Origin of the sequence: Microcystis sp. M44BS1, assembly GCF_020244875.1 — a bacterium.
In the GTDB taxonomy this organism is placed as follows: Bacteria; Cyanobacteriota; Cyanobacteriia; order Cyanobacteriales; family Microcystaceae; genus Microcystis; species Microcystis panniformis.
Map to the genome: position 1 here is coordinate 1 of NZ_JADBVM010000305.1, position 9557 is coordinate 9557.

The window sequence follows — 9557 nt, forward strand, 5'->3', positions numbered from 1 at the left end:
AAATTTTTGCCTCAAACCCTATCGGCGTAAGAACTTCAGGATTTTGTGTCCAGTAGTTCATTAGTATTTCATTGCTTGAACTCAGGCTCTGTAAGACTTTTAGCCATAGCTAGTATGTTTATACGGGGGAAGTCCAGGTATCAGATCAGAAGAGGAAAGATGCAATGCTCCGGTGCTGATTCGGAGCATCTTTCAATTTGACAACGCCTAAAATTGCGTTCATTATGTTAGAGATGTTACCTTTGGGGAAGATCGTTCAAGAACAAGAATGGGTTTTCTTGCTAATTGGTGGGCAATTACGAGAAATTTAGCCATCAATCTTTACCGAGAAGCCGGATTTACTAACAGGACCAAAGCACAGAGACATTCTGGTTATGGACTTAAGCATATTTTGAGACTTTTTAGAATGAAATCGCACTGGCATCAGTAATAGCACTCGACATAAAAATTAGCTCACCAATCTAAACAAAATTTCTCGATGAATTAAAGCTCGATCGATTAAAAAATGTTTGCGATCGCTGGTTAATCCCTCTCCATTGGCATAAAAATTAATCCAAGCATTACTAATATCATTAACTGTTTCTGGTAACTGATCTAATTCCCAACCCGGCATCGGTACTTCGGCAATTAATCGCGACACTTTCGGATCATAACTAAGGGCAAAACAACGACAATCTTCTGCTGCGGCCATAATCAAACTATGAAAGCGCATTCCGATCACCATTTCTACCCCGCGAAATAAGCCTTTTAACTGTCTAGGATCCTCTAAACTAATGATTTGATAATTTTCCCTTAATTGACGGGCTACAGCTTCACAGAGGGGCAAATCCCGCGACTTTTGAAAAGGGACTAAGAGAATAAATGCCCCCGTACTGGTTTGCAAATGAATTAAAGCTTGGGTTAATTTATCTAATTTTGCTGGGGTTAATAGGGGATGGGGACGTAAATTGACGGCGATTCTTGGGGCAGGTAAATCCGATAATCCCTTGACTGATTGAGCGTCTAAAGCCCATACTGGATCGGGGGCAACAATGGGACTAATACCCCAATCAGCGACTAAATGAGCCGATATATCATCGCGCACAGTAACTAAACTACATTGTTTTAAGACTTTTTTGGTTAACCAACGGGTAAAAGGTCTATTTAATGGTCCAATTCCCTGGCCCCAAGCAATAGTTTTTAAGCCCAATAATTGAGCAAGAGCCATTAAACCACCGTAATAAATTGGACTAGCAAAACTGGTGACATCCTGCATTAAACTGCCACCACCCCAGATAAATATATCGGCTTTTTTAAGAGTTTGAAAAACTTGCCACCAATCCCGACTAGGACAGGTTTCCACTCCATAACGTTGACTGGTTTCTCTGGGATTATTTGACAAAACAATAGGTTTAATTTCTGACGGCAGCATCTGCAATAGAGACACTAATAATGCCTCATCTCCTCCGTTTCCTCTCCCATAATATCCACAAATTACTGCACGCATATATCAGTTATCAGTTTTAGTCGTCCATTTGCCAGGGTTCGGTGATGTTTTTTTCATCAAGGATATTTTTGGCTCTTAAAATCAAGACCAATTCACCTAGTATTGTGACATCGGGGGAACTATCAAACCATTGTAAAAAAACGGAATTATCTCTCTCTACTAGATAATAATTGTTCACGTCCCATTCGGCAAAAACTCGATCGATCACTAATAACACTTCCTCAGACCTGGTGGCAATCGATCGAGGTAATTGATCGCTAGGCCATAAAATCGCTACAGGATCGATCGCCTTGAGAATTGCTTGCCAACCGGGGAGAGGCACGATTGTTTGTTTATCCCCCACCGTTACCAGTCGAAAAGGTTCCTCGACGCTCAAACTTTCTGTGCATTTTATATCAGTTACCGTCACCGGAAATCTTCCTACTAAAGGAATAATTCTGGCTAATTCGTCCTCATCCTGTAAACGATGGACGGGTAGCAACGGTGCGCTACGGGTGGGAGTAACGGTAAAATCTTGTAGTAAAGACTCGATCGCCTGTCTGGCCGAGTCAGAATGGGCAAATTTCAAACCTTTAGCGATTAATTTCGCTCTTTCGGCTAAATCCCGCTTTTGTTTACCCCGTTTCCAGCACTGATAAGCGATCGCATCTCCAGGATGACGAGTAAATTCACTGGGAATCTGGGATAAACGGGAAAAATCTTGGATAGCTTTGGCGATATCGTGTGCTTCAGCCACCTCAATCCTTTTTTCTGCCGCTAATTTCGCTGCCCCCAATCTTTGTTCTTGGTTGAGAATCCGCAATTCGTATAGCACATCACTGCGCGGCCCGATGTAGTAACTTAACAAATCTTCAGCTGCCCCCGCTTTGATTAAACTCTCAAAAACTTGGGCAGCGACAATAATTAAATTTTGTTGGGCATTTTGAAAACCAGTTTGTTCAAAAATTAACTGGGAATCGTAGCCAGCTTTTTGCAGTTTTTGACATTTTTGCCCCCAATTCACCCAATTTCCTTCCTTATGAAGCAGCGAGCGCATTAATTCGGTCGCTTCCGTTTCGCTGATTCGATCATCTGTACTGCGAGGCTGTTCTGTCATAGACAACTTGGTCAAGCTACAATAACTAAAATTTATCTAATCCCTCAAAAATCTTCAATAGCAATTAAGGTTAACAGGATAGACTAGATAGTAACAGGATAGCTGACAATCACCCCCTTCGTACCTGTTAGGGCAAGTTTATCTTCAATGTCTAGATTAAGAGTTAATGGAAGCATTCCCCCCTCGTCCACAACTAACCCCAGTCAAAGGACGATGAAAACCAAGCGTCACCCCAAAGATAGCGCCTTGGGTTTAGTCTCTACCCTCAGCTTTCCGGCGATCGTCGGGACGGCGGATATGATGCTAAAATCGGCAGAAGTTACCCTCGTGGGTTACGAAAAAATTGGCGGTGGTCACTGTACGGCGATCGTGCGTGGTAATATTGCCGATGTGCGGTTAGCAGTGGAAGAAGGGGCAAAAACCGCCGCACAGTTCGGACAATTGGTATCTAAATCGGTTATTCCCAGACCAATGCCCAATTTAGAGGTAATTTTCCCAATTGGTAGCCGTTTAGCCGAAATTGCCCAAAGTCAACGGGGTTTCAGCAAACTGAGCAATATGTCGATCGGTCTCTTGGAAACCCGTGGTTTTCCTGCTATGGTGGGGGCAGCGGATGCCATGTTAAAATCCGCCGATGTGCAGTTAGCTTCCTACGAAACAATTGGGGATGGTTTGTGTACGGCCATTATCCGGGGTTCCGTCGCTAATGTGGCCGTGGCCATTGATGCGGGAATGCGGGAAGCAGAGAAAATCGGTGAACTGCACGCGGTGATGATTATTCCCCGTTTATTGGAAGATTTAGAACATACCCTACCGGTGGCCAGCTACTGGTTAGAAACCCCCGAACCTTTACCGATGTTGTTACCCAATACTGTCCGGGAAAAACAACGGGAATTAGTCGCTTTACCAGAATTGGAAAAAACCAAAATACCGATTCGTCGCCAAGAAATGCAGGAAAAAGTGTTAGAAGAAGTGATTCCCGTGGAAGTTATCACCGATGAGGACATTTATTAATTTTTATTTTTAGCTTTGCTCCTGTGCTGCTAAAAGTACAGGAGCAAAAGGTTGAATTAGGGTTTGCGGCAAAAAGTTTGTTGGTGGGTGTGGATTTCCCAGTAAAAAATCTTTAGAGAGGCCCCCGACAGTTAAACGAATCGAATAATGATAAATTTTTGTCAAGGGGTGCGGTCAGATCGAAGAATCGTCGGTAGAATTAGCCTAATTGTCGGGAATTTATAGCGGTTCTCGCATCTGTGCGGCACACTTTAACCTTTGCTGATTAAGCTGTTTAGGATCGGTAATGTACCTCTTGCGAATCAGAAACGCTATAGTAAACAAAGAAGAACTAAAGACTGCTTCTCAAAAAGTTAAAAATGTGGAAAATGTGGAGCAATCTTGTAGGGTGCGTTCCCTAATGTGCATCCTACTGCTCCACCAAGAGATTTTGGGGAACGCACCATGTACATTGATTGAAACTGTGGGTTAAAGTGCGATACCGAAGGCATTGGGTAGCACCCCTAGATGTCGTTAGGCATTCAATCTACTTACAGATCAGAGGCAGGCATTGACAATTAATGTAGGATTAGTTAGTATGATGATCTAATCCTACCAGGCTGTCGTAAACAGTTTATGGCAATGAGTAAGAAAGTCAGCATAACCTTAGACGACGAAGTTTTGGAATTTGTAGATCGACTAGCAAGCAATCGTAGCAGCTTCATAAATGATGTTCTCTGGCAAGAGAAGAGAAGGGTTTTTATGAAAGAGCTAGAAGAAGCTTATAAAGATCAGGCCAATGATCCAGAGATGCAAGCAGAAATCTCTGTCTGGGATATTGTAGTGGGCGACGGTCTAAATGCCTAATGGAAGACTAACCTATAAGCGAGGAGAAATCTGGTGGATCGATCTGAAACCCGCTATTGGTCATGAAACCGATAAAGAACGTCCTTGCCTGATTTTACAAAACGATATTGGCAATCAAAATGGAACAACGACAATAGTTGCTCCATTGTTGCCCGGGAAAAGGACTTATCCTTTTGTTGTCAATATTACACCGACAGTGCAGAATGGACTAGACGGAGATCGACACATCAACTTAAGTCAAATGAGGGCTGTAGATTCTCAAAGAATTAAGAATAAACAGGGTGTTTTAGAAGACGTTTATTGGGAAGAAATAGAGAAAGCAGTATGTATTGAGCTCGGTTTCAGCAAATCGCTATCGCCGTAGGGTGCGTTCCCTAAGGTGGTTCCTACTGCTCCAGCGATCGATTTTGGGGAACGCACCATGTACATTGATTGAAACTGTGGGCATTATGCTAGAGTGGTGGTAAGAGCAGTTATCAACTACTACAAACAGTTGAATTGGTAAAATACATGAGTACGTCTGCAAAATCACTAGAAGAACTGGTGAGACAATTACCGCCCCAGTTAAAGGTTGAAGTACAAACGTTTGTAGAGTCACTTTTAAGTAAATCTAATCAACCTATAAAACGTAAACTCCGTCAAGACTGGGCAGGGATGCTTAAAACCGATTACACATCAATTGAGTTACAGCATCTTGCAGTTGAATGGAGAAATGGCTAGTGTTTCTTCTGGATACGAATATTTGGCTAGAACGCTTATTAGGACAAGGACAGGCGGAGGTTGTTGCGGAGCTACTTGATACGCTCTCGCCCTCTGATATGTGTATGACTGATTTTACTTTACATTCTATCGGGGTGATCTGTAATCGGCTGAATCAACGAGACGTTTTTATCAAATTTGTGGATGACGTTTTGATTGATGCTGGTGTTGTACTGGTCAGTGTTCCTGCTAACCAAATGAAGAGAGTCGTAGAAATAATAGATCTCTTTCGCTTGGATTTTGATGATGCTTACCAATATGTTGCTGCCGAGCTTGAAAAAGCTACTATTGTGAGTTTTGATCAAGATTTTGACAAGACAGAACAAAGACGTTTGACTCCTATGCAAGTGCTTAAAATTAGAAATTAATTGCTTGCTCCCGTCAGTGCGATGCCGAACGCAATTTTGTAGGGTGCGTTCCCTAAAGTGGTTCCTACTGCTCCAGCGATCGATTTTGGGGAACGCACCATGTACATTGATTGAAACTGTGGGTTTAAGTGCGATGTGGAAGGCACTGGGTAGCAGTACGCTGACGAGGGTACGCTAATCAAATGTAATGCGCCATATTTTCATTGGTGAGGCCAGCAGAGTTGGGGGTGATATGATGAGAAAAGAGCGGCCACTCAACACCATTTGGAGCTAATCAAAACTATGTCACTGTATCCTGATAAGGAACCCGCAATTACTCGAACAGAGCGTGGTTTAACAATTTCTGGCACAAGAATAACCTTGTATCAAATAATGGACTATATTCACGCCAATTACCCTCGTCATTTAATCCGCCATCAATTCTATCTAACTGATGAGCAGTTTGATGCAGCTATCTCTTATATTGACGCTCACTACAAAGAAGTAGAGTCAGAGTATCAAATAGTTGTGCAGCAAGCAGCAGAAATTCGAGATTATTGGAATGAGCGTAACCAAGAACGTATTGCTAATATTTCTAAGTTGCCGCCCAAGCCTGAATATACTTCTGCTTGGCAAAAATTGCAAGCGCGTAAAGCCAAACGAGCAGCAATAAGCCAGTGATTTTTCTAATCGATCACAATATTGAAGGGCAATCGCTCATACTTTTTGGCAGTATTACTTCTGAAGGGTGGCTTGAAACATTACCAATTCGTTTTATTTCATTTGATGAAGTTGAATTACCAATTACCAGCAGTGATAGAGTGGTTTGGCACTTTGCTCAAGAGAATCAAATGATTTTACTAACCGCCAACCGTAGTATGAAGGGTGAAGATTCTCTAGAACAAGTAATTCGAGAAGAATGTTTACCAACTTCTTTGCCTGTGGTTACGTTTGCAAATGTTGATCGGATTATTGAACGAGAATATCGAGAAGAATGTGTTGATCGCTTGATTGAAATTGCTCTTTACCTTGAAAATTATTTAGGCGTGAGTCGTCTGTTCATTCCATAGCAAATGTCCTAACTTTGCCGTTAGGCGGCTTCGTCTATCTGTGAAGGCGTAGCCGCAGTGCGATGCCGAAGGCACTGCGTAGCAGATCGCAATCTTGTAGGGTGCGTTCCCTAATCTGGCTCCTACTACTTCAGCGATCGATTTTGGGGAACGCACCATGCACATTGATGGAAACTGTGGGTTAAAGTGCGGTCGCCGATCTTAATAAGCTACATTAACAACAATACTTAAAGAGAAGGCTTAAAATGGTTAAATCAACTTTGTACACGACAGCAAAAGTCCTACCGGGAAATAGAATTGAAATTGAATCTCCAGATCTGACTGTAGGACAAACTGTTGAGGTAGTTATTTTGGTTGAAGAAGTTAGTTCTGATTCTTCCACCACCGAAGCTATCTCTCCATCCTTAAAACAGCGTCTTGCTTTTCTGAAGTTACCAATGACTGAACGTAGAAATATTCTCAAAAGTCAAGCCGATATAATTCTCTCTCACTATCAACAAGATTCTGAATGACAAGAGTTAATGGCAGGTGACATCATCATCACAAAGTTGAAACTATGGATTTTAGCTATACTAGACTTAAAGTAATTGCCCTACGAATTGATTTTTCTAGTACCAACCCTATGCAAATTATCCTCAATCTCCCCGATGAACTGGTTCAACATTTTAACCGAGATCACCTTGCTCGTGAGATTTTAGAAGCCTTAGTCATACAAGCCTATCAAGTAGAAAAAATTACCAGTGCAGAGGTTGGGCGTATCCTTGAGCTACCGTCTCGTTGGGCAGTAGATGACTTTCTGAAACAGCACAATGCTGATTTACACTACGATGAAACCGATTTAGAGCGCGATTGCGAAGCTCTCCGTCAACTGCGTGTTAAATACACCAATAGTGCTTCATGATCGTCGTTTCTGATACCTCACCCATCAACTATTTACTCCTCATTAACCAGATCGACTTGCTCCCCCGCTTGTTTCAGCAAATCATCGTCCCTGACGTGGTTCGAGATGAAATGGTTGATCCCTCTGCGCCACTCGTCCTTCAGCAATGGATCGCCAATCCTCCACCTTGGTTTACGGTTCAAACCGTTTCCGTGGTAGATGAAACTCTTGATGCCCTTGATCCTGGAGAACAGGCAGCGATTAGTCTGGCTCAAACCTTGCCAGCAGATTTGCTGATTATCGATGAACGCTTGGGGCGACAGATAGCCAGCGATCGTGGAATCCCCATTATCGGCACTCTTGGAATCTTAGATGATGCTGCAAGTCAGGGTTTTGTCGAGCTTTCAGACGCTATTGCTCGATTGCAACAAACGAACTTCCGCATATCCCGCCGCATCATTCAAGTATTGCTAGAGAGTAAAGAATAAGGTTGTAGTATAGTCAGGAGGAAGCGGCGAGGAAAGCCAGCTAACACTGCGTGGCAGCGGAAGGATGAGAGTCATCGGTTGAGCGTTTCAGGCTACCTGCCGCCGCCGCACTTTACCGTTGGGCTGCTATAAACTATACTCCATCACAAAGAAAGAGAGGCTTCGTCATGCAACAGAATACTGTTCGTCTAACTCTAGGCGGAATTCTGCTAGTGATGGCGGCTTGCGCGCCACAATCCCCACCGACGCCCACGTTGCCGCCTCCCACCTCCACCGTTCTCTCACCCACCGCTATACCTCTGCCGCCAACGGCCACCAGCTTTCCGACCACCCCGGTCCCCACCGCCATCTCGCCGGATGTCATTACCAGCATTGATACCATGCTGAAGAATCTGGCCGACAAGGGCCTTCTCAATGCCTCAGTGCTCATTGGCCAGCGGGGCAAGGTGTTGCTCAGTAAGGGCTACGGCTTGGCGGATCGGGAGAAGAAGACCCCCAACACGGCTCAAACCCGTTTTCGGCTGGGTTCCATCACTAAGCAATTCACAGCGATGGCCATTCTCATGTTGGAGATGCAAGGCAAACTCAAGGTTCAAGACCCCATCTGCAAGTATATTGCTGATTGCCCATCTACATGGCAAGCCATCACGATTCACCATCTTCTGACGCACACTTCTGGCATCCCGGATTTCACGGCGTTGCGTGACTACCAGAGTTCGCGGGCCACCCCTTCGTCCCCCGAGCAAACCATCGCGCGTTTCAAAGATTTGCCTTTGGATTTCCAGCCGGGCGGGAAATGGAGCTACAGCAACTCCGGCTACATTGTGCTAGGTTTCATCATTGAGAAAGTCTCCGGCCAAACATACGAAGACTTTTTGCAACAAGCCATCTTCACCCCGCTGAATCTGCGCGATACCGGATATGATCACAATGCCAACGGCTTGGCAGTGGGTTATAAGGATCAATATTCCACCCTTCCGGCGGATTACATTGATATGTCCATCCCCTATGCCGCTGGCGCTTTGTATTCTACGATTGGAGACCTTTACGCTTGGGAAAACGCGCTATCCACCGAACAATTGACTTCACAGGCTTATCTGGACGAAATGTTCGCCCCCCAAGCGCCAATGCCGGATAGCGGTGGTTGGGCGTATGGCTACGGCTGGGCCATCGGAACAGATCTGAATCGGGCAGTTGTTTCACATGGGGGCAATATTGAAGGGTTTGCATCTATTGTAATGCGCTATCTGGACGAGCAGGTTGTCATCATTGTGCTCAGCAACCAGGAAAACAAAGATGTGGGGTTGATTGAAAACATCATCGCCAAGAAACTCTTTGGGATACAGTAGGCTCAGCCCCTTCAAGCGGACCAACATTACGCTGGAAAGTGTTATACAGCCGTAGGGTGCGTTCCCTAATATGGCTCCTATTGCTCCAGCGATCGATTTTGGGGAACGCACCATGCACATTGATTGAAACTGTGGGTTTAAGTACGATACCGAAGGCACTGGGTAGCAATCGCAATCTTGTAGGGTGCGTTCCCTAAGGTGGTTCCTACTGCTCCAGCGATC

Annotated in this window: 13 protein-coding genes; 11 read left to right on the forward strand and 2 right to left on the reverse strand. The window is 44.3% G+C overall.

What is annotated here, in order from left to right; translation table 11 throughout:
* Positions 1 to 448 precede the first annotated feature (448 nt).
* Complete coding sequence (csaB, locus tag IM515_RS22480) at positions 449 to 1486, reverse strand: polysaccharide pyruvyl transferase CsaB (RefSeq protein ID WP_002771114.1); 1038 nt, start codon at positions 1484 to 1486, stop codon at positions 449 to 451.
* A gap of 16 nt (positions 1487 to 1502) precedes the next feature.
* Complete coding sequence (gene raf1, locus IM515_RS22485) at positions 1503 to 2582, reverse strand: RuBisCO accumulation factor 1 (RefSeq protein ID WP_190359661.1); 1080 nt, start codon at positions 2580 to 2582, stop codon at positions 1503 to 1505.
* Positions 2583 to 2795: 213 nt separating this feature from the next.
* Between raf1 and ccmO the strand changes: the two genes are divergently transcribed.
* The 11 genes from ccmO to IM515_RS22540 all read left to right on the forward strand — a co-directional run bounded on the left by ccmO (position 2796) and on the right by IM515_RS22540 (position 9335).
* A complete protein-coding gene (gene ccmO, locus IM515_RS22490) occupies positions 2796 to 3596 on the forward strand; it encodes a beta-carboxysome assembly protein CcmO (protein ID WP_036402228.1) in 801 nt (266 codons plus the stop codon).
* A gap of 621 nt (positions 3597 to 4217) precedes the next feature.
* Positions 4218 to 4442 (forward strand): type II toxin-antitoxin system MazE family antitoxin, encoded by a 225-nt coding sequence (gene mazE / locus IM515_RS22495; protein ID WP_147070224.1) that lies wholly within the window; start codon positions 4218 to 4220, stop codon positions 4440 to 4442.
* Complete coding sequence (locus tag IM515_RS22500; RefSeq protein ID WP_287629730.1) at positions 4435 to 4806, forward strand: type II toxin-antitoxin system PemK/MazF family toxin; 372 nt, start codon at positions 4435 to 4437, stop codon at positions 4804 to 4806. The genes mazE and IM515_RS22500 overlap by 8 nt, the downstream gene beginning before the upstream one ends.
* Positions 4807 to 4952: 146 nt before the next feature.
* A complete protein-coding gene (locus IM515_RS22505; RefSeq protein WP_008196743.1) occupies positions 4953 to 5162 on the forward strand; it encodes a DUF2281 domain-containing protein in 210 nt (69 codons plus the stop codon).
* Positions 5162 to 5569 carry a PIN domain-containing protein gene (locus IM515_RS22510; protein WP_287629729.1) on the forward strand — a complete coding sequence of 136 codons (408 nt, stop codon included), beginning with the start codon at positions 5162 to 5164 and terminating at the stop codon, positions 5567 to 5569. The genes IM515_RS22505 and IM515_RS22510 overlap by 1 nt, the downstream gene beginning before the upstream one ends.
* A gap of 282 nt (positions 5570 to 5851) precedes the next feature.
* Positions 5852 to 6229, forward strand: coding sequence for a DUF433 domain-containing protein (locus IM515_RS22515; RefSeq protein WP_190359659.1), 378 nt, complete (start codon positions 5852 to 5854; stop codon positions 6227 to 6229).
* Positions 6226 to 6618: an ACP S-malonyltransferase gene (locus tag IM515_RS22520; protein ID WP_190359658.1), complete on the forward strand. Its 393-nt coding sequence runs from the start codon at positions 6226 to 6228 to the stop codon at positions 6616 to 6618. The genes IM515_RS22515 and IM515_RS22520 overlap by 4 nt, the downstream gene beginning before the upstream one ends.
* Positions 6619 to 6863: 245 nt before the next feature.
* Entirely contained in the window at positions 6864 to 7130 is a 267-nt protein-coding gene (locus tag IM515_RS22525; RefSeq protein ID WP_287629728.1) for a hypothetical protein, read from the forward strand.
* 44 nt (positions 7131 to 7174) lie between these two features.
* The gene (locus IM515_RS22530; RefSeq protein WP_002771133.1) at positions 7175 to 7519 is read left to right on the forward strand and encodes a UPF0175 family protein; all 345 of its coding nucleotides are present in this window, start codon (positions 7175 to 7177) and stop codon (positions 7517 to 7519) included.
* On the forward strand, positions 7516 to 7986 hold the full coding sequence (locus IM515_RS22535; RefSeq protein ID WP_287632848.1) for a PIN domain-containing protein: 471 nt from the start codon (positions 7516 to 7518) through the stop codon (positions 7984 to 7986). The genes IM515_RS22530 and IM515_RS22535 overlap by 4 nt, the downstream gene beginning before the upstream one ends.
* 167 nt (positions 7987 to 8153) lie before the next feature.
* Positions 8154 to 9335 carry a serine hydrolase domain-containing protein gene (locus IM515_RS22540; protein ID WP_287629726.1) on the forward strand — a complete coding sequence of 394 codons (1182 nt, stop codon included), beginning with the start codon at positions 8154 to 8156 and terminating at the stop codon, positions 9333 to 9335.
* Positions 9336 to 9557 lie beyond the last annotated feature (222 nt).

What these genes read in the sequence shown, in the direction of transcription:
- csaB (WP_002771114.1), bottom strand. Translation starts at nt 1,486, where the DNA reads ATGCGTGCAGTAATTTGTGGATATTATGGGAGAGGAAACGGAGGAGAT.
- raf1 (WP_190359661.1), bottom strand. Translation starts at nt 2,582, where the DNA reads ATGACAGAACAGCCTCGCAGTACAGATGATCGAATCAGCGAAACGGAA.
- IM515_RS22500 (WP_287629730.1), top strand. Translation starts at nt 4,435, where the DNA reads ATGCCTAATGGAAGACTAACCTATAAGCGAGGAGAAATCTGGTGGATC.
- mazE (WP_147070224.1), top strand. Translation starts at nt 4,218, where the DNA reads ATGAGTAAGAAAGTCAGCATAACCTTAGACGACGAAGTTTTGGAATTT.
- ccmO (WP_036402228.1), top strand. Translation starts at nt 2,796, where the DNA reads ATGAAAACCAAGCGTCACCCCAAAGATAGCGCCTTGGGTTTAGTCTCT.
- IM515_RS22535 (WP_287632848.1), top strand. Translation starts at nt 7,516, where the DNA reads ATGATCGTCGTTTCTGATACCTCACCCATCAACTATTTACTCCTCATT.
- IM515_RS22540 (WP_287629726.1), top strand. Translation starts at nt 8,154, where the DNA reads ATGCAACAGAATACTGTTCGTCTAACTCTAGGCGGAATTCTGCTAGTG.
- IM515_RS22515 (WP_190359659.1), top strand. Translation starts at nt 5,852, where the DNA reads ATGTCACTGTATCCTGATAAGGAACCCGCAATTACTCGAACAGAGCGT.
- IM515_RS22505 (WP_008196743.1), top strand. Translation starts at nt 4,953, where the DNA reads ATGAGTACGTCTGCAAAATCACTAGAAGAACTGGTGAGACAATTACCG.
- IM515_RS22525 (WP_287629728.1), top strand. Translation starts at nt 6,864, where the DNA reads ATGGTTAAATCAACTTTGTACACGACAGCAAAAGTCCTACCGGGAAAT.
- IM515_RS22530 (WP_002771133.1), top strand. Translation starts at nt 7,175, where the DNA reads ATGGATTTTAGCTATACTAGACTTAAAGTAATTGCCCTACGAATTGAT.